Annotated in this window: 19 protein-coding genes and 1 pseudogene; 11 read left to right on the top strand and 9 right to left on the bottom strand. The window is 70.9% G+C overall.

Going from position 1 to position 21,447, the window contains the following annotated elements; genetic code table 11:
• Positions 1-9 precede the first annotated feature (9 nt).
• A complete protein-coding gene (locus tag FV234_RS14825) occupies positions 10-1,905 on the bottom strand; it encodes a PAS domain-containing sensor histidine kinase (protein WP_147830102.1) in 1,896 nt (631 codons plus the stop codon).
• Positions 1,906-2,226: 321 nt separating this feature from the next.
• On the opposite strand from FV234_RS14825, the gene FV234_RS14820 reads away from it, so the two are divergent.
• Entirely contained in the window at positions 2,227-2,571 is a 345-nt protein-coding gene (locus tag FV234_RS14820; RefSeq protein WP_147830100.1) for a hypothetical protein, read from the top strand.
• 102 nt (positions 2,572-2,673) lie between these two features.
• Here the strand turns inward: FV234_RS14820 and FV234_RS14815 are convergent, their stop codons facing one another.
• Complete coding sequence (locus tag FV234_RS14815) at positions 2,674-3,795, bottom strand: DUF2336 domain-containing protein (protein ID WP_147830098.1); 1,122 nt, start codon at positions 3,793-3,795, stop codon at positions 2,674-2,676.
• A 146-nt stretch (positions 3,796-3,941) separates the two neighbouring features.
• Complete coding sequence (locus FV234_RS14810) at positions 3,942-4,961, bottom strand: aldo/keto reductase (RefSeq protein WP_147830096.1); 1,020 nt, start codon at positions 4,959-4,961, stop codon at positions 3,942-3,944.
• Positions 4,962-5,158: 197 nt separating this feature from the next.
• Between FV234_RS14810 and FV234_RS14805 the strand changes: the two genes are divergently transcribed.
• The 4 genes from FV234_RS14805 to FV234_RS14790 all read left to right on the top strand — a co-directional run bounded on the left by FV234_RS14805 (position 5,159) and on the right by FV234_RS14790 (position 8,135).
• Positions 5,159-6,052 carry a protein-methionine-sulfoxide reductase heme-binding subunit MsrQ gene (locus tag FV234_RS14805; RefSeq protein ID WP_147761484.1) on the top strand — a complete coding sequence of 298 codons (894 nt, stop codon included), beginning with the start codon at positions 5,159-5,161 and terminating at the stop codon, positions 6,050-6,052.
• 76 nt (positions 6,053-6,128) lie between these two features.
• Positions 6,129-6,449 carry a hypothetical protein gene (locus FV234_RS14800; RefSeq protein WP_147751076.1) on the top strand — a complete coding sequence of 107 codons (321 nt, stop codon included), beginning with the start codon at positions 6,129-6,131 and terminating at the stop codon, positions 6,447-6,449.
• Positions 6,450-6,491: 42 nt separating this feature from the next.
• Positions 6,492-7,055, top strand: coding sequence for a Uma2 family endonuclease (locus FV234_RS14795; RefSeq protein WP_147830094.1), 564 nt, complete (start codon positions 6,492-6,494; stop codon positions 7,053-7,055).
• A gap of 66 nt (positions 7,056-7,121) precedes the next feature.
• Complete coding sequence (locus tag FV234_RS14790) at positions 7,122-8,135, top strand: adenosine kinase (RefSeq protein WP_147751078.1); 1,014 nt, start codon at positions 7,122-7,124, stop codon at positions 8,133-8,135.
• 4 nt (positions 8,136-8,139) lie between these two features.
• Here FV234_RS14790 and FV234_RS14785 read toward each other — a convergent pair whose 3' ends face one another.
• The 3 genes from FV234_RS14785 to ubiG are packed head-to-tail and all read right to left on the bottom strand — an operon-like array spanning position 8,140 to position 10,562.
• Positions 8,140-9,114, bottom strand: a complete 975-nt coding sequence (locus tag FV234_RS14785; protein WP_147830092.1) for an NADPH:quinone oxidoreductase family protein — start codon at positions 9,112-9,114, stop codon at positions 8,140-8,142.
• A 59-nt stretch (positions 9,115-9,173) separates the two neighbouring features.
• A complete protein-coding gene (locus tag FV234_RS14780) occupies positions 9,174-9,734 on the bottom strand; it encodes a YbhB/YbcL family Raf kinase inhibitor-like protein (protein WP_147830090.1) in 561 nt (186 codons plus the stop codon).
• A 51-nt stretch (positions 9,735-9,785) separates the two neighbouring features.
• Entirely contained in the window at positions 9,786-10,562 is a 777-nt protein-coding gene (gene ubiG / locus FV234_RS14775; protein WP_147830088.1) for a bifunctional 2-polyprenyl-6-hydroxyphenol methylase/3-demethylubiquinol 3-O-methyltransferase UbiG, read from the bottom strand.
• A 265-nt stretch (positions 10,563-10,827) separates the two neighbouring features.
• On the opposite strand from ubiG, the gene FV234_RS14770 reads away from it, so the two are divergent.
• The 5 genes from FV234_RS14770 (at position 10,828) to FV234_RS14750 (ending at position 18,328) form a co-directional block, all read left to right on the top strand.
• On the top strand, positions 10,828-12,063 hold the full coding sequence (locus FV234_RS14770; protein ID WP_147830086.1) for an aspartate kinase: 1,236 nt from the start codon (positions 10,828-10,830) through the stop codon (positions 12,061-12,063).
• 85 nt (positions 12,064-12,148) lie between these two features.
• The gene (ptsP, locus tag FV234_RS14765) at positions 12,149-14,413 is read left to right on the top strand and encodes a phosphoenolpyruvate--protein phosphotransferase (protein WP_147751083.1); all 2,265 of its coding nucleotides are present in this window, start codon (positions 12,149-12,151) and stop codon (positions 14,411-14,413) included.
• Positions 14,414-14,473: 60 nt separating this feature from the next.
• Positions 14,474-15,559, top strand: coding sequence for a peptide chain release factor 1 (gene prfA, locus FV234_RS14760; RefSeq protein WP_147830084.1), 1,086 nt, complete (start codon positions 14,474-14,476; stop codon positions 15,557-15,559).
• A 196-nt stretch (positions 15,560-15,755) separates the two neighbouring features.
• On the top strand, positions 15,756-16,646 hold the full coding sequence (gene prmC / locus FV234_RS14755; RefSeq protein WP_246686208.1) for a peptide chain release factor N(5)-glutamine methyltransferase: 891 nt from the start codon (positions 15,756-15,758) through the stop codon (positions 16,644-16,646).
• Between the two features lie 428 nt (positions 16,647-17,074).
• Entirely contained in the window at positions 17,075-18,328 is a 1,254-nt protein-coding gene (locus FV234_RS14750) for a DUF4167 domain-containing protein (protein ID WP_147830082.1), read from the top strand.
• Positions 18,329-18,573: 245 nt separating this feature from the next.
• Here FV234_RS14750 and FV234_RS14745 read toward each other — a convergent pair whose 3' ends face one another.
• From FV234_RS14745 to FV234_RS14735, 3 genes are all read right to left on the bottom strand, one after another.
• Positions 18,574-19,305, bottom strand: a complete 732-nt coding sequence (locus FV234_RS14745) for an RlmE family RNA methyltransferase (protein ID WP_147830079.1) — start codon at positions 19,303-19,305, stop codon at positions 18,574-18,576.
• Entirely contained in the window at positions 19,302-20,390 is a 1,089-nt protein-coding gene (locus FV234_RS14740; RefSeq protein ID WP_147753470.1) for a Ppx/GppA phosphatase family protein, read from the bottom strand. The genes FV234_RS14745 and FV234_RS14740 overlap by 4 nt, the downstream gene beginning before the upstream one ends.
• 150 nt (positions 20,391-20,540) lie before the next feature.
• Positions 20,541-21,014, bottom strand: a complete 474-nt coding sequence (locus FV234_RS14735) for a response regulator (protein ID WP_147753471.1) — start codon at positions 21,012-21,014, stop codon at positions 20,541-20,543.
• A gap of 308 nt (positions 21,015-21,322) precedes the next feature.
• Here FV234_RS14735 and FV234_RS26695 point away from each other — a divergent pair.
• Positions 21,323-21,447, top strand: a pseudogene (locus FV234_RS26695) (cold shock domain-containing protein); the annotation flags it as partial.

The raw sequence follows: 21,447 nt of genomic DNA, 5'->3' as shown, positions 1-21,447 counted from the left end.
CGTTTCGGATCAGCCGGCGCGGCGCAGGCGCGCGGCTTCGTCGGGCTCCCGCACCACCGTCGGCCCGCTGTCGAACAGGCCGAGCGGCAGGCGAACGACGGCGCCGGTGGCTGGCGCATTGCGGGTCGTACGCACCCGGGCGGTCAGCGGCGCGGTGCCGAGCGCGCTTTCGGGCTGGCGGCAGGCCTTCGGCAGGCTGACGGTGACGGTCGTCCCCGCATCCGGCGCGCTCTCGATCGTCATGGCGCCGCCGTGCAGGCCGACGAGACCCTGCACCACGGACAGGCCGAGGCCGGTACCCTCGTGGGTGCGCTTGTAGCCGCCGGTCCCCGCCTGGAAGAACGGCGTGCCGAGCCGCGGCAGGTCGGCTTCCCGGATGCCGATGCCGGTATCCGAGACGACGAGGTCGAGGCCGGTCGCGGTCCTACGCAGCGCCACCTCGACGCGGCCGCCGGCGGGCGTGAACTTCACCGCGTTCGAAATCAGGTTGATCAGCACCTGCCGGCAGGCACGCGAATCCGCGGTGATCTCGATAGAGCCGTGCGCGGGCGTCGGCACGAGGACGATTCCGGCTTCGTCGGCCTTGAGCTTCATCAAGTCGCAGCAGCTGCGCACGAGAGCTGCCGCGTCCACCGTCTCCGGCGCGTAATCGAAGTTGCCGCTCTGGATCCGGCTCATGTCGAGCAGGGTGTTGACGACGCTGAGCAGGTGCTGCCCCGAGGCGCCGATGATGCCGGCATATTCCCGCGCCCGCTCCGGCCCGAGCACCATCGCGCCTTCGCCGGCCAGCACCTCGGAGAAGCCGATGATGGCGTTCAGGGGCGTGCGCAGCTCGTGGGTGACGTTGGCCAGGAACCGGCTCTTCACCTCGTCGGCGCGCTCCGCCTCGGCACGCGCCCGCTCCAGTTCCTCGGCGTGGCGGCGATGCTCGGTCACGTCCCGGGTCACGGCGACGACGCCGACCGGGCCGGACGGACCCTGCGCGATCCGGTGCGCCCGCATCTCGACATGGATCAGCCGTGCGCCGTCCTGCCGCCGCCCGGTCGGGTCGACGTTGAGGCGCAGCTGCACCGTCGCGGGCTTGCCCAACGCCGCGACGTCGCTGATCGCCTGCAGGAAGGCGGGGCGGTCGGCGACGTGGACGCGCTCCAGCAGGCCGTGGCCGCGCAGGCGCAGGGCGTCGGTGCCGACGAGGGTCTCGGCCGAGGCCGACGCCTCGATCACCCGGCCGTTGGCGTCGTGCCAGGTGACGAGGTCGTCGATCGCGGCGAGCAGCATCCGGTCCCGGGCCTCGTTGTCGCGCATGCGCTTGCGCCATTGGCCCTCGTTGCGCATCTGCTCCAACACCTGCGCGGCGACGTGGCCGATGGCGGTGATGGCGAAGACCGGCAACGCCACGGTGGCCGAGAGCGCGACCGTCGGGCTGGTGACGATCCAAGAGCCGGCGAGCGCGACGCCGAGCACGCCGAGCATCGCCAGCAGGGACGCGGCGACGGTCGCCCGCTTCGAGCCGGAGACCACCGCTTCGAGCGGGATCGCCACGAGCCAGACGGTCGCGGCCGACTGCACGCCGCCGGTGAGCCCGGCGAGGCAGACGATCAGCCCGGTGAGGCCGGCGGAGGAGACCGCGTGAGCGACCCAGAGCGAGCCGGTGCGCGAGAGCAGGACGGCGGCGAGGACCGGTAGGAACAGGCTGGCGATGGCAAGGACTTCGATGCCCGAGGGCACGCCGCGCCACAGCAGGTAGGGCGGCAGCCCTGCCATCATCACCGCGCCGGTGGCGAGGCGCGAGACCAGGAAGCGCTCGTGGCGGAAGCGCACGGCCGCGTCCTCGATCGCGGATTCATGCACGAAGCTCGCAAGGCGGGCGTCGAGCAGCGTGGGCAGCCGGTGTTGAATACGCAAGACAGATACGCGCAACGCACAAGACCCAAGACCCGGGGCAGCCAACAACGCGGCATCCCAGGAAATACTCGGCCTTCGCGCCCCCCGGTTCGGTGACGAACGACTAGGAGCCGACCGTCGCAGACCCGGCTTAAACGAGTGTTGCGCGCCGGCTTCCGATCACCCGGATGCTTTCCACAACGTAACCGTGACTGTGCGCCGTCGTCCCGAATGCGGTTCGTTCACCATCGACGCCGATTTCCGCGCTCAGTTGACGGCGGGTTCAGGAAGTCGGCGCCACCCTCGGCCAGTCCAACCCGTCCGCCGTCCGGATCACCGTTTATGTCGTTCCTGTTGCGAGCCGCCCTGGTGATCGGCGCGTTGTCCTATTTCGCGGCGACGCGCGACCAGCCCTCGACGTCCGCGATCGGACCCGCAGCGACGGCGACGGCGACGGCGGCCGTGCGCGATCCGGCTGCGACGGTCCTGGCGACGGGATCGACGGTGCTCGCGACGGTCGGGTCCGCCTCGGCGGCCTGGAGCGCACTGCCGGCGGAGTCCCGCCAGCGTTTGGCGCAGGATGCCATGGCCGAGCTCGGCAGGCACGTCGGCACGGCAAGCGTCTCGCGCGACACCCTGGCGGACGCCGACCGCAAGGCCGCCTGGCGCGGTGCGGAGGGGCACTGACGACGCGGCGCGGATTGAGCTGCGACGCGCGAAGCCGGCTCTAACGCCAGCGGCCCATCAGCAAGCGAAAGGCCCGGCACGTCACCGACATCCGGGCGGGCTTCAAGACGACTTGCGCGCTCGTCCCGGCAGGGTCGTGCGGGCGGCAGGCCGTTCGACGGCACTTGCCCGGACCTTGCCCGTGTCCGGCGCATGGTGCGGCTGGTGCGCGTCGGCCGTAGCGGTGCGCTCGCGCAGCGGCCGGTCGAGGATCGCCGAGAGCAGGTCGCGGGCGGCCGGGCGATCGGTGGTGCGGAACAGGCGGACGAGCTCGAACACCCGCTCGGCCGAGCGCGACACCGCCTCGTCGAGGGTCAGGAAGACGTAGACCGCCTCCTCCTCGTGCAGGTCGGCGGCGCGCAGGCATAGGGTGAGCAGGTCGTAGCGCGAGCCCGGGTCCGGCGCGGCGCGCAAGAAGTTCGCCGGCAGCCCCAGGCCGTCGGACAGCGCGGCGATGAAGCCGGGCACGTCGTGGGCGGCGGACAGTCCGAGCAGCATCGCGCCGAGGTCGCGTGGCGGGGGCGGGCAGGGGCGAAGCGCCGCCGTGGCGGCGATGGCCTCGCGGATCGCATCGCGCCGGATCGGGTCGGCATGCAGGTAGAGCGGCGCGAGGTCGTCGGCCGCGAGGTCCGGGCGCGCCAGAAGCAGGCCGGCGAGGTCCGGGTCGGCGCGACCGCGGCCAACGAGGTGGCGGGCGCTGTCGCTGCGCAGGGTGATCGCGAGGTTCCCGGCCAGCGCCCGGTCGATCGCCGGATCGCCGCGCTGCGCCAGCTCGGCGACGACCGCGCGGGGCAGGCCGGGCCGCCCGGCCATCGCCGAGCCGAGGTCGGCGCCGTCGAGGAGCGCCGCGTCGATCAGGGCGGGCGAGAGCGTGACGGCTGTCTCCAGGACGATGTCGCGGACGCGGCCGCCGCGGGCGGCGAGGGTAGCCAGAACGGATTGCGGCGTGTCGGCGAAGGGCGCGAGCTTCTCCGCGACGATCGCCGCCGTCTCCTCGTCGACGATCGGGATCAGCCCGCCGGCGAGGGATGCGAAGGACTCGATGTCCGACTTGTCGCGGTTGGCTGCCTGCACGAACAGATCGGTCTGGACCCGCAGGATGACGGGCTTCAGGTCGAGATGCGCGATGCGCGACAGTTCGATCAGCCCGGACAGGTCGGGCGCGACCTCGACGGATGGGGGCATGGCACTTCGGATACGCAGGAACTGCAACGACCATCACGCTAGGGCCTTTTGCGTGAATCGACCTTTAATCCTCCTTCCCGACGGCCGTGTCGTCCTGCGCCAATCTTGCCTGCGCCAATATTGGACCCGATCGATCGATACGTGCCTCAGGCCTTGGTCCCGCTCACCGTGACGCGGCCCTCGACCGGGTAGGCCGGATCATTGTAGCCGGGCGTCGAGGGGTGGCCGGTCACGACGAGGCCGTCGACCAGGGCCTCGTCCTCGGGGGTGAAGGCGTAGTCGAGCCCGCCGAGGTAGTCGGTCCACTGCGCCAGCGTGCGCGGACCCGCGATGACCGCTGTCACCGCGCGGTTGTTCATCACCCAGGCGAAGGCGAACTGGCCGGCGGTGATGCCGCGGGCCTCGGCATGGTCCTTCAGGGTGCGGGCGATGCGCAGGGATTCCGGGCGCCATTCCGTCTGCATCATCCGCGTGTCCTGGCGGCCGGCGCGGGTGTCGGCCGGGGGCGGGGCGTCGGGATCGTACTTTCCGGTCAGCACGCCGCGGGCGAGCGGCGAGTACGGCACCACCCCGAGGCCAAAATGCGCGCAGGCCGGCAGGTGCTCGGTCTCGGGCATGCGGTTCAAGGCGTTGTAATAGGGCTGGCTCACCACCGGCCGGTCGATGCCATAGGCGTCGCACAGGCGGCAGATCTCGGCGATGCGCCAGGAGCGGTGGTTCGAGACGCCGAAATGCCGGATCTTTCCCTGGCGGACCAGGGTCTCCATCGCCCGCACGGTCTCGTCGAGCGGCGTCGCGTGGTCCTCCCGGTGGAGGTAGTAGATGTCGATGAAGTCGGTGCCGAGCCGGCGCAGGCTTTCGTCGGCGGCGCGGAGCACGTGGACGCGCGACAGGCCGCGGTCGTTGGGTCCGTCGCCCATCGGGTTGGCCACCTTGGTGGCCAGCACCCAGGCATGCCGGTCGGCGGCGATCGCCCGGCCGGTGATCTCCTCCGAGACGCCGGCGTTGTAGACGTCGGCCGTGTCGATGAAGTTCACGCCCGCCTCGCGGGCGCTGGCGACGATGCGCGCGGAATCGGCCTCGTCGGTGGCGCCGCCGAACATCATCGTGCCGAGGCAGATCGGCGAGACCTTGAGGCCGGAGCGGCCAAGCGTGCGGTAATCCATCGGATGCGATCCTGCGTCGTTGGGTTGCGGGGCTATCTCGGCCGCGCTCCGGTGCGGTCAACCGTCTTCGCGCGTTCGAAACCGAAAACGGCCCGCATCCGTAACCGTGGGGCGAACCCAGCGAATGGATCGCGAGCGTTCCCCGCCGGCCGTTCCGGGCCGCGAACCGTCACCGACAGCCGATACGAAGAGCCGCCATGTCCGACGCCCGGTCCCACGCCCTGCCGCTGCCCTGGCTCGACCGCACCGGGCGCCTTTCGCTCCTGAAGCTCGCGGCGTTCCTGCTCGCCGTCGCGCCGGCCTGCTACCTCGCGGGCGCCTACGCGACGAACACCCTCGGGCCCAAGCCGATCACGGCGCTGATCCACGGCACCGGCGAGTGGACCATCCGCTTCCTGCTGGCCTCCCTTGCGGTCACGCCGCTGCGACGGGTGGCGAACTGGCCGAAGCTGATCAACGTCCGCCGCCTTATCGGGGTCACCACCCTGGCCTACGCACTGGCGCACCTGACGCTCTACGTGGTCGACCAGAACTTCGACCTCGCCAAGGTCGTGTCCGAGATCGCACTGCGGTTCTACCTGACGATCGGCTTCGTCGCGCTCCTCGGCCTGATCGCGCTCGGCGCCACCTCGACCGATGCTGCGATCCGGCGGATGGGAAAGAACTGGACGCGGCTGCACAAGGCGGCCTACGCGATCGGCATTCTCGGCCTGCTGCACTACTTCCTGCAATCGAAGATCGACGTCTCCGACCCGGTGTTCTGGACCGGGCTCTTCGTGCTGCTGATGGGCTGGCGCCTGATGCAACGCGTCCGCCTGCCGATGCGGCCGTGGTCGCTGGCGCTGCTGGCGGTCGCCGCCGGCCTCGCGACGGCGGGGATCGAGGCGGCGTGGTACGGGATCAAGAGCGGCATCCCGGCCGACCTCGTGCTCGGCGCCAACCTCGACTTCTCCGACGTGATCCGCCCCGCCTGGTGGGTGCTCGCCATCGGCCTGCTGCTACCGGTGGTCGCCCTGGTTCGCGGGATGCCGGCTGCGCGCAAGCCCGCGCCGCGGGTGGAGCGGCCGCACCGCGTCCAGCCGGCCGGATGACCGCCTTGCTCCCGGAGGCACGCGGACGCACAACCCGGCCGGCCCCGACGCGGGCCGAACGGAGCTCGACCTGTCCATGCGCGGTTTCCTGAGCCGATCCCTGTTCGCCCTGGCGCTCGTCGCCCCCAGGGCGGCACTCGCGGCCTGCCCCCTGCCGGAGCCGCCGCCGGCCTCGGCCAAGCCGGAGAAGCCGGCCCTGCCGGCAAAGCCCGCCTGCCTCGACGCCAAGGGCGGATGCCCCGGCTGGGAGGCCTACAGCTACAACGACGCGATCAAGGCCTACAACCTGCAGCTCCAGGCCTTTCGGCCTCTGGCCGAAGGCTACCTGCAGAAGCTCAACGCCTACGTGAAGGCGAGTGCCGACTACGCGCAGTGCGAAGTCAAGTCGATGCAGTAGCCGTCGCTTCGCGACGGCGTCGCCGACTGCTAGGATCGGCCGATGAGCGCTCAGCCCAAGCTTCGGCCCGATCCGGGAATGACCGTGGATCAGTTCCTGACCTGGGCCGAGGATCGACGTGGCCGCTACGAAATCCTGAACGGCGAAGTCTTCGCCATCTCGCCGCAGCGCGCACGGCATTCCCGCGCCAAATCGAGGATCTTCGTAGCCTTGCACGCCGCGGTTCGTGCCGGCGGCCTCCCGTGCGAGGTGTTTCCGGACGGCATGACCGTGCGGATCGATCCGACCACTGCTTTCGAGCCGGACGCCCTCGTCGTGTGCGGCTCCCGGATGGATGCCGACGCGGTCGAGGTGAACGATCCGTTGATCGTCGTCGAGGTGATCTCGCCGAGCACCAAGGCGATCGACACCGGCGTCAAGTTCGCCGGGTATTTCAGCCTCGCCAGCGTGATGCACTACCTGATCGTCGATCCCGTCAAACGCCTCGTCATCCATCACCGCCGTGGCGCCGAGGTGATCGAGTCGCGGATCGCGGCCGACGGCGTGCTCCGGCTCGATCCGCTCGGCCTCGACGTGCCGGTCGCCGAGATGTTCGCCGACGCCTGAGCCGCCTCGCTTGACCCGTTCGGACGCCGGTGCGAGAGCGCGGGCAGATTTCGAAGGGACGACCGAATGACCGCTCAGCTCGACCTCCTGGTGCTCGGCAACGCCATCGTCGACGTCATCGCCCGCACAGACGAGGGCTTCCTCGCAGACCAGGGCGTGCCGAAGGGCGCGATGGCGCTCATCGACGAGCCGCGCGCCGAGGCGTTGTTTTCCGCGATGGGGCCGGCGACGATCGTGTCGGGCGGGTCGGGCGCCAACACGGCGGTCGGCGCCGCGCTGCTCGGCGCCAAGACCGGCTTCGTCGGCAAGGTCCGCGACGACGAGCTCGGCCGCCTGTTCAGCCACGACCTGAAGGCGACCGGCGTCGCCTTCGGCGTGCCGGCCGCGACCGACGGCCCCGCCACCGCCCGCTGCTTTGTGCTGGTGACGCCGGACGGCGAACGCACGATGAACACCTATCTCGGCGCATGCCAGGGCCTGTCGCCCGCCGACCTCGACGAGGCGGTCGTCGAGAGCGCCCGCGTCGTCTACCTCGAAGGCTACCTCTGGGACCCGCCGGCCGCCAAGGACGCGTTCCGCAAGGCGGTGTCGATCGCGCACGGTGCCGGCAATGCGGTGGCGCTCACCCTCTCGGACGCGTTCTGCGTCGGCCGCTACCGCGACGAATTCCTCGGCCTGATCCGAGACGGCAGCGTCGACATTCTGTTCGCCAACATCGGCGAGCTGCAGAGCCTGTACCAGACCGACGACCCGGACGCGGCGCTCAAGGCCTTGCGCGACGAACGCGACGGCCGCGGCAAGCACCTCCTCGGCCTCGTCACCCGCTCGTCCGAGGGTGCGATGGTGGTGAAGGGCGGCGAGATCCGCTCGGTCGAGGCGTCGCCGGTGCGCGAGGTCGTGGACACCACCGGCGCCGGCGACCTCTTCGCCGCCGGCTTCCTGGCCGGGCACGCCCGCGGCCTCGACTACGTCACCGCGGCCCGCCTCGGCGCGTTGGCGGCGGCGGAGGTGATCCAGCACATCGGCGCCCGGCCGCAGGGCGACCTCGTGGCGCTCGCCAAGGCGCAGGGCCTGATCTGAGGCGTCAGGGCCGCAGCAGCACCTTGCCCACCGCCTCGCGGCGGCTGAGGATGCCGAGGGCCGCGGCGTAGTCTTCGAGGGGGTAGGCGCCGTGCACCCGCGCGGTCAGCCGACCCTCGGCGACCCAGGCCAGCATCTGGCGCTGGTTTTCGCGGTGCACCTCCGGCTCGCGCTCGGTGAACACGCCCCAGTGGACGCCCATCACGTCGAGTTCCTTGAGCAGCATGATGTTGAGCGGCAGGCGCGGGATCTCGCCGGCGGCGAAGCCGACGACGAGGAAGCGCCCGCGCCAGGTCAGCGCGCGGAAGGCCGGCTCCGAGAACGCGTCGCCGACAGCGTCGTAGACCACGTCGACGCCCTTGCCCCCGGTCGCCTCCTTGAGGGCGTCGCGCAAGGTCGCCGGGTCGTAGACGAGGCCGATCTCGGCCCCGTGCTCGCGCGCGACCGCGAGCTTGTCCTCCGACGAGGCGCAGGCGATGACGCGGGCGCCGAGCAGCGCCCCGAGTTCCACCGCCGCGAGGCCGACGCCGCCCGAGGCGCCGAGCACCGCGAGCCATTCGCCCGGCCGGACCTTCGCGCGGTTGCGCAGGGCATGCAGCGAGGTGCCGTAGGTGATCGTCAGGCCCGCCGCCTGCTCGTCACTCACGCCGTCGGGCACGGGGGTCAGCAGGCGCACCGGGACGGTCACCCGTTCGCGGCAGGTGCCGTACTTGGCGTGCACGATCACCCGGTCGCCGACCCGCACGCCCTCCGCGCCGGGGCCGAGCGCCTCGACCACGCCGCAGGCTTCGCCGCCGGGCGAGAACGGCAGCTCCGGCTTCACCTGGTAGCGCCCGGCGATGATCAGCGTGTCGAAGAAGTTGAGCGCGGCGACCGAGACCCGCACCAGCGCCTCGCCGGGGCCGGGCACGGGATCGGGCAACGTCTCGATCGACAGGTCGTCCGGTCCGCCGAGCCGGGTGCAGAGGAGAGCCTTCATCGCGCGCGTTCCGTTGGTTTGGTCATCCGCCCTCGATCGATCGAGGCCGGCTATGCGCCTCAGCGCCGCTGGTAGGTCCCGGTGAGCGAGCCCTTTGCCAGGACGTGGCCTCGCATCGCGTCGAGCAGCGCGCCGCGGCCCGGGGAGGGCGACAGGTCGAGGCGACGGTCGAGGGCGTAGACCTGGAACAGGTAGCGGTGCGCGCCGTGACCGCTCGGCGGGTCCGGCGGCAGCCAGCCGTCCTTGAGGAAGCTGTTCTTGCCCAGATCCACGGGCGCATCCGCGGTCAACGCGCCCTCGGCGAGATCCGACATGGCCGGCGCTAGGTTCCACGCGATCAGATGCACCAGCGGATGCGGCGTCGGGCTGTCGGCATCCTCCGCCAGGATCACGACGGCGGCCGTGCCGGCGGGAAGGTTGCTCCAGGCGAGCGCCGGCGTGGTTCCCTCGCCGTCCGCGGTGAAACGGGCCGGCAGAGCCGCGCCGTCAGCGAAGTCTGGGCTCGTCAACGCGATCGTCGCCGGAGCGTCGGGGAATTCGGCGTGAAAGACGGCCTTCTCGAGCCCGGCCTTGAGGCCGGACAGGGCATGGCCCACGGCGGCGGGTATCTTCTCGAGCATCGCGTCTCCTTCGGGGACCGCCCGGTGGTGGCAGGGTTGGGCAGGGGCGCCCTAAGCCGGCTTCTCGGCCGCCATCATGTAGTTCACCGCCGTGTCGCGGCCCACCCGCCATCCGTCCGTGAGCGGGTTGTAGACGACGCCCGTCGTGTCGGTCACGGACAGGTCGCCGCCCCGGAGCGCAGCCGTCAGCTCGGACGGCGTCACGAACTTCTGCCAGTCGTGCGTGCCCTTCGGCAGCCAGCCGAGGACGTATTCGGCACCGACGATCGCGAGCGCGAAGGAGCGCATCGTCCGGTTCAGCGTCGCGGCGAAGAGCAGGCCGCCCGGCTTCACCGCCGAGGCCGCGGTGCGGACGAAGGCCGGCATGTCGGAGACGTGCTCGATCACCTCCATGATCAGCACCACGTCGAAGGTCCGGCCCGCGGCGGCCACCGACTCGATGGTCTCGGCCCGGTAATCCACGGGCACGCCCTCGGCCTCCGCATGGCGGCGGGCGGCGGCGATGTTCTGCACGGCCGGGTCGAGGCCGGTGACGTCGGCGCCGAGGCGCGCCAGCGGCTCGGACAGCACGCCGCCGCCGCAGCCGACGTCGACCACCGAGAGGCCGTCCAGCGCGAAGGGCGTCTCAGCCGAGCGCCCGTAATGGCGGCAGACCGTGTCGCGAATGTAGGCGAGGCGGACGGGATTGAAGCGGTGCAGCACCCGCATCGGCCCGCGCGGGTCCCACCACGTCGCCGCCAGCGCGTCGAACCGGGCGATTTCGGCCGGGTTCACCGACCCGGTGCGCGCGTGCGCGGCGCCGCCCGCGGCGGTCTCGTCGATGCTCATCCGCTCTCCTTGAGGGTCCGTACCAGGCAGTGGGAAACACGCGCCGGCCCGACCGGTTCGCACGGGCGGCCGAACTTCGCAGCGGAACGCGGCAGCGGAATCGGCGGCGTGTTGACAGGTCCCGACCCCGCTTGTACCCGCCGGACGCCGGTGCGGTACAGCGATCGGTGCGGCCGCTCGGAAATCCCTGCGGGCCGTCCTACACGCCCGGTCCCGATGCGCCCGGATCGGCCGATCGACGAAGTTTGAGAAACGCGGACGCTCCATGCCCCGTCTGGTGATGAAATTCGGCGGCACCTCGGTCGCCAACGTCGAGCGCATCCGCAACGTGGCCGCCCACGTCGCCCGCGAGGTCGCGGCCGGCTACGAGGTCGCGGTCGTGGTCTCGGCGATGTCGGGCAAGACCAACGAACTCGTCGGCTGGGTCAAAGACGCCGACGGCGACTACGACGCCGCCGAGTACGATGCCGTCGTCGCGTCGGGCGAGCAGGTCACCTCCGGCCTACTGGCGATCGCGCTGCGCAAGGCCGGCATCGCGGCCCGCTCCTGGCAAGGCTGGCAGATCCCGATCCAGACCTCGGACGCGCACGGATCGGCCCGCATCGAGGAGATCGACGGCGCCCGGCTCGACGCCGGCTTCAAGCGCGGCGAGGTGGCGGTGATCGCCGGCTTCCAGGGCATCCATTCCCAGACCGGCCGGATCACGACTTTGGGCCGTGGCGGGTCGGACACCAGCGCGGTCGCGATCGCCGCCGCGATCGGCGCGGAGCGCTGCGACATCTACACCGACGTGGACGGGGTCTACACCACCGACCCGCGCGTCGTGCCGAAGGCGAGGCGCATGGAGCGCGTCACCTTCGAGGAGATGCTGGAGATGGCCTCCCTCGGCGCCAAGGTGCTGCAGGTCCGCTCCGTCGAGCTCGCCATGGTGCACCGGGTGCCGACCACGGTCCGCTCCTCCTTCGATCCGCCGGACGCCGCGCGCCCCGGCACCCTCATCTGCGACGAGGAAACCGACGTGGAACAGCAGATCATCACCGGGATCGCCTTCGCGCGGGACGAGGCGCAGATCACGCTTCGCCGTGTCAAGGACAGCCCCGGCGTCGCCGCCGCGATCTTCGGGCCGCTCGCCGACGCCAACATCAACGTCGACATGATCATCCAGACCGTGTCGGGCGACCAGTCCACCACCGACATGACCTTCACCGTGCCGGCGGCCGACTACGACCGCGCCCGCACAGTGCTCGATCGGGCGCACGACACGATCGGCTTCGCCCAGATCGAAGGCGCCACCGACGTGGTGAAGGTGTCGGCGATCGGCGTGGGAATGCGCAGCCATGCCGGCGTCGCGGCCAAGGCGTTCCGGGCGCTTGCCGACAAGGGCATCAACATCCGCGCCATCACCACCTCCGAGATCAAGTTCTCCGTGCTGATCGACGCGGCCTATACCGAGCTTGCCGTCCGCACGCTCCACTCGCTATACGGCCTGGATCAAGCTTGAGGCTTGCAGGCCCGTCCGACGGGTTCGACCTGAGGTTGCCCGGCGCCGACGTTCGGCGCCGCGCTGACAGGGGATTGACCAGACGATGCCCGCTGCGCCCGGAGGCCCGCGCCTGCTGCTGCGCCGCCTTCGCGAAGCCATGGCGGAGCCGGTCAGCCCCCAGGCGCGCCTGGACCGCATCGTCGTGGTCATCGCCGCCAACGTCATCGCCGAGGTCTGCTCGGTCTACGTCCTGCGCGACGACAACACGCTCGAGCTGTTCGCGACGGAAGGCCTCAACCGCGAGGCGGTCCACCTCACGCGGATGCGTGCCGACGAGGGCCTCGTCGGCCTGATCGCCCAGACGGCCGAGCCGCTTTCGCTCTCCGACGCGCAGACCCACCCGGCCTTCTCCTACCGCCCCGAGACGGGGGAGGAGGCGTATCACGCCTTCCTCGGCGTGCCTCTGCTGCGGGCCGGCAACACGCTCGGCGTGCTCACCGTCCAGAACAAGACCTACCGCGTCTATTCCGACGAAGAGATCGAGGCGCTCCAGACCACCGCCATGGTGCTCTCGGAGATGATCGCGTCCGGCGAGTTGCAGGGGCTGGCGCCCGACGCCGGCACTGCCGCGCGCCGCGCGGTCAGCGCCCGCGGCGTGGTGCTCGCCGACGGCATCGGCCTCGGCCACGTCGTGCTGCACGAGCCGCGTATCGTCGTGAAGACACTGATCGCCGAGAACGTCGAGGCCGAGATCACCCGGCTCGAAGCTGCGATCGAGGCGGTGCGCTCGGCGATCGACGCCCTGGTCGAGCGCGGCGACAAGATCGGCACCGGCGAATCGCGAGAAGTGCTGGAAACGGTCCGCATGTTCGCCCACGACAAGGGCTGGCTGCGCCGGATGCGCGAGGCGGTGGTCTCCGGCCTCACCGCGGAGGCCGCGGTCGAGCGGGTCCAGTCGGACAACCGCGCGCGGATGATGCGCCAGAGCGACCCGTACCTGCGCGACCGCCTGCACGACCTCGACGACCTCGCCAACCGCCTGCTGCGCCGCCTCACCGGCCAGGAGGGCGCGGGCTCAGGCGCGTTCCTGCCTGACAACGCCATCCTGGTCGCCCGCTCGATGGGGCCGGCGGCGCTCCTCGACTACGACCCGTCTCGGTTGCGCGGCGTGGTGCTGGAGGAGGGCGGCCCGACCAGCCATATCGCGATCGTCGCGCGGGCTTTGGGCATCCCCGCCGTCGGCGAGGTCGAGAACGCGACGGCGCTCTGCGATTCCGGCGATGCGATCATCGTCGACGGCGTCTCGGGCGAGGTCCAGGTCCGCCCCGGACCCGAGATCGAGGCGGCCTATGCCGAGATGGTGCGCCTGCGCGCCAAGCGGCAAGAACAATATCGGGCGCTGCGCGACGTGCCCGCGATCACCCGCGACGGCATCCGCATCGGGCTCCACCTCAACGCCGGCCTCCTCGTCGACCTCGGGCACCTGAACGAGACCGGCGCCGAGGGCATCGGCCTGTTCCGCACCGAGCTGCAGTTCATGGTGGCGCAGCGGATGCCGTCGGCGGCCGAGCAGCAGGCGCTCTACGAGGCGGTGTTTTCCGCCACCGGTGACCGGCCGGTGACGATCCGGACGCTCGACATCGGCGGCGACAAGATCCTGCCGTACATGCCCAAGCTCGAGGAGGAGAACCCGGCGCTCGGCTGGCGCGCGATCCGCATCGGCCTCGACCGGCCGGCGCTGCTGCGGGTCCAGCTGCGGGCGCTGCTGCGGGCGGCGGCCGGGCGGCCGCTCAAGATCATGTTCCCGATGGTGGCCACCGTCGACGAGTTCGTGCGGGCCAAGGCCATCGTCGATCGCGAGAAGGCGCACCTGCGCCGCCACGGCCATCCGCTTCCGAGCGATTGCCGCCTCGGCGCCATGGTCGAGGTGCCCTCGCTGCTGTTCCAGATCGACGAAATCGCGAAGGTCGCCGACTTCCTTTCGGTCGGCTCGAACGACCTCATGCAGTTCCTGTTCGCGGTCGATCGCGAGAACCGCCGGGTCGCCGACCGGTTCGATCCGCTCTGCGCCGCCGCGATCCGCGCCTTCCGGCTGATCGCCGAGCGCGCCGACGCGGCCGGGTGCCCGGTGACGGTGTGCGGCGAGATCGGCGGCCGTCCGCTCGAAGCGATGGCGCTGATCGGGATGGGGTTCCGCGACCTCTCGATGTCGCCGGCCTCCATCGGCCCGATCAAGGCGATGGTGCTGAGCCTCGACGCGCGGGCGATCGCCGACGTGATCGACGCCGAGATGGCCCGCTCTCACGACGGCGCCTCGCTCCGCCCGGCGCTCGCCGCCTTCGCCAAGGCCCACGGCATCCCGGTCTGAGCGCACTGCGCGTCAAAACCGGTCTCGTTTCCGTCAGCGTCCCAGAGTAGACCCCGGTCGATGATTCCCTTTCCCCCCGACCGCCTCGACGCCATCCTCGTGCGCCACGACATCGTCACCGGCACCCTCGCGGCTGGCGACGGAAGCTCGGAGAGCATCGTCCAGCTCTCCCGCGAGCTGTCGGACCTCGATCCCGTCGTCGCCGGCATCCATGCCTACCGTGCCGCCGCCGCCAACCTCGCCGAGGTCGAAGCGCTGATCGACGAGCCCGGCGGCGACCCGGAGATGCGCGCGCTGGCCGCCGCCGAGAAGCCCGACGCCGAGGACGCGCTGATCAAGGCGCATCGCGATCTGCAGCTGATGCTGCTGCCCAAGGACGCGGCCGACGAGAAGAGCGCGATCCTCGAAATCCGAGCCGGCACCGGCGGCGACGAGGCGGCGCTCTTCGCCGGCGACCTGTTCCGGATGTACGCGAAGTACGCCGACACCAAGGGCTGGAAGGTCGAGGTGATCTCCGAGAGCGAGGGCACGGTCGGCGGCTACCGCGAGGTCGTGGCGGAGGTGAAGGGGCGTGGCGTGTTCGCCCGCCTGAAGTTCGAGAGCGGCGCTCACCGCGTCCAGCGCGTGCCCGACACCGAGGCGCAGGGGCGGATCCACACCTCCGCCGCCACCGTGGCGGTGCTGCCCGAGGCCGAGGAGGTGGACATCGTCGTCAACGATTCCGACCTGAAGATCGACACCATGCGCTCGCAGGGCGCCGGCGGTCAGCACGTGAATAAGACCGAATCGGCGATCCGCATCACCCACCTGCCGTCGGGGATCGTGATCTTCGTCCAGGAGGAGCGCTCCCAGCACAAGAACCGCGCCCGCGCGATGTCGCTGCTGCGCGCCAAGCTCTACGACGCCGAGCGTACAGCCAAGGATGCCGTCCGCGCCGCCGACCGCAAGTCGCAGGTCGGCACCGGCGACCGCTCCGAGCGCATCCGCACCTACAACTTCCCGCAAGGCCGGGTCACCGACCACCGCATCAACCTCACCCTGTACAAGCTGGAGGAGATGCTCTCCGGCACCGCGCTGGACGAACTCGTCGACGCCCTGGTCACCGAGCACCAAGCCGAGCTGCTGGCCGCCGAAGGCATGTCGTGAGCCCGTACCGCGTAAGGCTGGCCGCAGCGCGGCTCCCTCTCCCATGGGGAGAGGGGTGCGGTGAGGGGCGTGACCTCTCCGGACGGTTCTCATCCCTCACCCTGTCCCCCTCCGCCCCGGAAGAGGGGACCCGCGCCATGCTCGGACAGCGTGCCGCTGTTGCATCCGCTGAATTGCGGGCCTCGGCGAAGCAGCCTTGAGCGCCGCAGCGATCGTGCATCCCGCCGACAGCCGCAGCGATGCGCTTCGGCGTCTCACCAGCACCTTCGTAGCCGAGGGTGTGCCCGAGGGCGACGCCCGCTTCCTGATGCTCGGCGTGCTCGATCTTCGCGCGATCGACCTCGCGCTGCACGGGCAACGTGTACTCGGGCCGGGAGAGGCGAATAGGCTGGAGGTCGCAGCAAGGCGCCGCCTGTCCGGCGAGCCCGTGGCTCGCATCCTCGGGGCGTGGGAGTTCTGGGGCTTGCCGTTCCGCCTGTCGCCGGAGACGCTGGTGCCACGGCCGGACACCGAGACCCTGGTCGAGGCGACGCTCGCCTCGATCCCCGACCACGCGGCGCCGGTCCGCATCCTCGATCTCGGCACCGGCAGCGGCTGCATCCTCGTCGCCTTGCTGAGCGCGCTGCCGAACGCCACCGGGATCGGGCTGGACCGGTCCTGGGGCGCCCTGAGGACGGCGCGCGCGAACGCGCGCGACAACGGCGTCGCCGAGCGCGCCGGCTTCGTCGCCGGCGATTGGTGCGATGCCCTCGGCGCCCCGTTCGACCGCGTGGTCTCGAACCCGCCCTATATCGCGAGCCCGGTGATCACCGGGCTCGACCGCGAGGTGCGCGAGCACGACCCCCTCGCGGCCCTCGACGGCGGCGATGACGGCCTCGGCGCCTATCGACGGATCGTTGGGGCGGTGTCTCGGGGCCTGCTGGCGTCGGGCGGCTCGCTCCATCTCGAAATCGGCTACGATCAGGCCGAGGCCGTGACCGACTTGGGGGCGACGGCCGGCCTTCGACCGGGCGGCATCGTGCGCGATCTCGCCGGGCACGCACGGGTCGCATCGTTCACCTCGCGCGCCGAAGCGGTGTCCGCGTAGCGGATTCGCTGCAACGATCCTGCGAAAGGCGACGAAATCCCCATCACGTTATTGCAGGAAAGACCCGTGCGACTTGCGGTTCGTGGACGATCCGTTAAGAGTACCGATCGTAGGTTCGGCATGGGTCATCCTTCGCGGGATGTCGGCCGAGCGCTCCACCGCCGATCAGACGCAGGCTCGGGTTCGAGCAGCGGCGCGGCGGTTTTCGAACCTGACAATCGACACGCGTCTTGGACGCAAGCGTAGGCCCCGAGGGATCGGGACAGACGGCTGGTAGGCGAGCGGTTCGTGGATCAAGTCCGATGATCCCTCCGCGGGCGCCGGCGAGGACCCGCCTGGCGGCGCCTCGGGAGCCCGAACCCCAGACCAGACGCGCTCGCAGTAACGAGGGTCATCTGAGACCGATGAGACCAAACCAGAACCGACGGGTGCGTGGCCGGAATCGGCCGAAGGGCCCGAATCCGTTGACGCGGTCCTACGAATCCAACGGTCCCGACGTCAAAGTCCGCGGCACCGCCCAGCATATCGCCGACAAGTACGCGCAGCTCGCGCGCGACGCGCAGGCGGCGGGCGACCCGGTGGCGGCGGAAAACTATTTCCAGCACGGCGAGCACTATTTCCGGATCATCTCCGGCGCGCAGGAGCAGGGCCGCCCGCAGGCTGGCGCCGGCTACGCCTCCCGCGCCTACGACGACGACATGGAAGACGGTGACGACGAGCAGGGCGGCGAGGCCAACGGCCAGGGCTATGCCGGCTACGCCACCGAGTATGGCGATCCCGGCCAGCAGCCGCAGCCCTACGACAACCGCGGCGAGGGCGGCCAGCAGGACGGGCGCCAGGATCGCAACCAGAACGATCGCGGCCAGAACGACCGGTTCGGCCAGAACCAGAACCGTGGCGACCGGCAGGAGCGCCGTGACCGCTTCCAGAACAACCGCAACGACCGGCCGCGCTTCGACAACGGCGCCCGCTTCGACAACCAGCGCCCGGACGGCAATCGTCAGGACGGCAATCGGCAGGATCAGCCGCGCCAGGATAACGGCCAGCGCTCCGACTACGACCGTCAGGACGCGCCCCGGCAGACCTTCACTCGCCAGGAGAACGGGCGGCAAGAGAACGGGCGGCAGGAGTATCCTCGCCAGGAGAACCGGCAAGAGAACCGGCAAGAGAACCGTGCCGAGTTCACCCGCCGGGACCAGCCGCGCGAGGACGTGTCTCGGCAGGACATCGCGCGACAGGACCCGTCGCGCCAGGAGCAGCCCCGCACCGACGCGCCGCGCGACAGCCGCTACGAGAACGGACGCACAGAACAGCCGCGCCGCGAGTCGCGCCAGGATGTCCGCACCGAGGCACCCGTCCGCGCCGAGGCGCCTGTGCGTGCCGAAGCGCCGGTGCGCCCGGACTCCCCGGCTCCCGCCCGTCGCGAGCGCCGCCGCGAGGAGCCGCGCGCCGTCGCCGAGGATGCGGCCGGCCTGCCGGCCTTCCTGATGACGCCGCCGCGGCTTCCGGCCGCCTCGGAGGCGCCCGTCGTCGAGTCGCAGGCGCCGAGCCAGCCCGTGACCGACGGCGACGATGCCCCGGCCCCCAAGGTCCGCCGCCGGCGCCGCCCGCGCTTCGAGGGCATCGAGGCGGAAGGCGGCGCCGAGGGCAAGACGCCGGACGGCACCGGCTCGGGCGAGTAATCGCCTTCACGACTCCATCGAAGGCCGCTCCGGTTCTCCGGGGCGGCCTTTTTTCTTTGGCGCTAAAGCCCGGCGATGGGCACCTACGATCGCACCCAAGAACAATCAGGATAGGCGCGGACTGAGTGGATCAGCCGACGGCGGCGAGCAAAATCGGCGAACGGCGCCAGATCCCACCCCCAGGCGTCGCCGGCTTTCGACAGGACGACGGGTGCCCGTTCGCGCAGCGTCCGAAACGCCGCGATTCAGTCCTCGTCCGCCTCGGCGAGGGCGACGGCCGGGCTCGGCCCGCGATAGCCGGTCGCCAGCACGTAGAGTTCGCTCGAATCGGCCCGGCTGGCGTTCGGCTTGACGTGGCGGACCAGCGCGAAGTCGCGCTTCAGGTCGGAGAGCAGCGCGCCTTCGGTGCCGCCCTGCAGCACCTTGGCGAGGTAGGCGCCGCCCGGCGCGAGGATCTCACGCGCGAACTCGGCCGCCGTCTCCGCAAGGCCGATGATGCGCAGGTGGTCGGTCTTCTTGTGCCCCGTGGCGTTGGCGGCCATGTCCGACAGGACGAGGTCGGCCGGGCCGCCGAGAAGGCCGGTGAGGCGCTTCGGAGCCTCGGGATCGAGGAAGTCGAGGGTGATGAACTCGACGTTCTGCATCGGCTCGATCTCGAGCAGGTCGATGCCGACGATGCGGCCGGTCTCGCCGACGACCTTCGCCGCGACCTGCGACCAGCCGCCGGGCGCCGCACCGAGGTCGACGATGCGCTGGCCGGGCTTGAGCAGCTTGAACCGCTCGTCGATCTCCATCAGCTTGAAGGCCGCCCGCGAGCGGTAGCCCTCGCGCTTGGCCCGCTGCACGTAGGGATCGTTGAGCTGCCGCTCGAGCCAGCTCTTCTGCGAGTGGGTGCGCCCACGGCCGGTCTTCACCCGCTGCTTGAGCTCTCCGCGGACTCCACCCGTCGCGCCCACTCCGCCACGCCTGTCGGTCACCGGTAGCCCCCGCGGCGCCAGACGCCGTCTTCCCGCATCATGTTCATCAAAAGTCCTTCGCGCAGGCCGCGGTCGGCGATGCGCAGGCGCTCGGCTGGAAACGCCCGGCGGATCGCCTCCAGGATCGCGCAGCCGGCGAGCACCAAGTCGGCACGGTCGCGGCCGATGCAAGGGTTCTCGGCCCGCTGGTCGAGGCGCGTGTCGAGCAGGTCGTCGATCGCGCCCGAGACCTCGGCGTCACTCATCCACAGTCCGTCGACGCGGCGGCGCTCGTAGCGAACCAGACGCAGGTGCATCGCCGCGATGGTGGTGACGGTGCCCGATGTGCCGAGCAGGTGAAAGCCGGGGGCGATCGCCGCCGCCGCCGCACGGATCGCGAAGGGGCCCAGCATCTCGGCCACCTCCTCGACCATGCCCTCGAACATCATCCGCGTGACCTCGGAGCCGCCATGGCGCTCGGCCAGGGTGACGACGCCGACGGGCAGCGAATCCCACGCGCGGATGCGAAGCGTCGGGTCGGTCGAAGGGTTGGCGGCCGCGCCGTCGAGCCAAGCGATCTCGGTGGAGCCGCCGCCGATGTCGAAGATCACGACGGATTCGGCCAACGGGTCGGCGAGCGCCGCGCAGCCGGTGACGGCGAGATAGGCCTCGGTCTGCCGATCGACGATCTCGAGATCGAGGCCGACCTCCGCGCGCACCCGCGCGACGAAGTCGGCGCCGTTCACCGCGAGCCGGCACGCCTCGGTGGCGATGATCTTGGCCCGGCCGACGCCGCGGGCGCGCATCTTCCCCTTGCAGATCCGCAGCGCGTCGATCGTCCGCTCGATCGCCGCCTCGCTCAGGCGGTCGGAGTTTCCGAGCCCCTCGCCGAGCCGGACGATGCGCGAGAACGCGTCGATCACCCGGAAGCCGTGCGAGGACGGCTCGGCGATCAGCAGCCGGCAATTGTTGGTCCCGAGGTCCAGGGCCGCGTAGGCGTTGCGGCGCGTGTCGCGATGCGAGACCACGGGGGCGGAGCCGGGTGCCCCTGCCGGTGGCGCGCCCTGGGGGCGGGCCGGCGCGGTCGCGCCACTCTCGTCCCTCATCGGCGTCGCCGCGCTTTCCCATCCTTGGCCCCGGCGAGGAGCCCGGCCATCATTCGCGTCCGACCCTACTCGCTCGGCGGCGAACTGCAACGTCCGTTCGCAGCACCCGGCCCTGCATCCACGGTCGCCCGTGGCGAACGCTCTGTGAAATCAGGCCATCGCCTTGGCGAGGCTCGCGGCGCGGGAGGTGGGACGCAGCAGGCTCTTCACCTGGGAATAGGGGCGCGGCCGGTTGATGACCTCGTCGAGGCGCGACCACAGCGTCTTGGGCGAGAACGGCTTTGCAATGATCTCGTTGACGCCGAGGTTGATCGCCCGGTCGACGACGTTCCGGCGCGGCTGGGCGAGCATCAGGATGATCGGGATCGTCGGGCAGGGCGAGGTCGAGGGCGTGCGGGCCAGCCGGATGAACTCCTCGCCGGAGAGGATCGCGAGGTCCCAGTCGATGATCGTCAGGTCTGGCTTGCTCTCGGCCAGCACGCCGAGCGCCTCGGCCCCGTCGGGCGCCTCCAGCACACGCTTGATGCCGACGCGCATCAGCATGTCGCGCACGATTCGGCGGATGTAGAGGCTCTCGTCCACGACGAGGGCGGAATAGTCCGGGAAGGTCGGGGTCGCGATCATTCGGGGGGCGGCACGCGGGCCCCGGCGGAGGCGGGAGCCTGTAGCCCTGCATACGCCACCGCCCTTTGCGCTTCCCTAACGGGGCGGCACCGCGTCGCGCCGCCCGGGTGCGCCGACGAGAAAGTGATGGAACTCTCGGTGGATCGACAACAAGGTCCTTGCGGTCAAGCCCCAATTGCGTCAGGACTGAGGCGTTATTCTTGGTTACCGCGACCGGGGGTAATGGGAGTGCGGGGCGTGAGCTGTCTGGGATGGCGCGCACGCGGTATTCGAGACGTGGTCGGCGGACGGTTTTTGGCGAGCTTTCGATGGGACGTGGTCGTGATTTCCGGGGGCCGCAGAAGCGCGGCTTCGATGAGGGTGGCGCAGAGCCGAGATGGCCTGATCAGGCTCCCCCGAGTGGCGGCGGATACGGTGGCGGCGGCTTCGGCGG

This window comes from Methylobacterium sp. WL8 (assembly GCF_008040045.1).
GTDB lineage: Bacteria > Pseudomonadota > Alphaproteobacteria > Rhizobiales > Beijerinckiaceae > Methylobacterium > Methylobacterium cerastii.
This window is presented reverse-complemented; position numbering and strand designations above follow the sequence as displayed.